This is a genomic window from Cupriavidus sp. 8B (assembly GCF_054589115.1).
This window is the reverse complement of sequence record NZ_BAAILO010000472.1, coordinates 1-283: the sequence shown is the minus strand read 5'-3', so window position 1 is coordinate 283 and position 283 is coordinate 1. Positions and strand designations below refer to the sequence as shown.

Below are 283 nucleotides of genomic sequence, written 5' to 3'. Positions count from 1 at the left end.
CGACCGTACCGTCGATGGTCAGGTCCGTGGCGCCGCACCACTGCGGATCGTCGCCTTGCAGGCAGAACTGGTCCGTCGCCTCGCTGTAGTAAAGCTCCGGCATGTGCTCGCGCAGAGCGAGTGCAGCCTCTCGGGTGAAGAATGGGATTAGCCAGCCGTTCCACAGCTGCCCGTTTGAGAACGCGTCAATGACGACTTCCGGTGGCAGCCAGTCGCCAGTGACCTTCGTAGGTCTGAACGGCGGCGGATCGACTGGAGAGAACTTGCGCTGGAAATCAAGCCA

General features: G+C 61.8%; 1 pseudogene. It reads right to left on the bottom strand.

Features of this window, described 5'->3' with window-relative positions:
- Nucleotides 1-283, bottom strand: a pseudogene (locus ACYP5B_RS44585) (hypothetical protein); the annotation flags it as partial.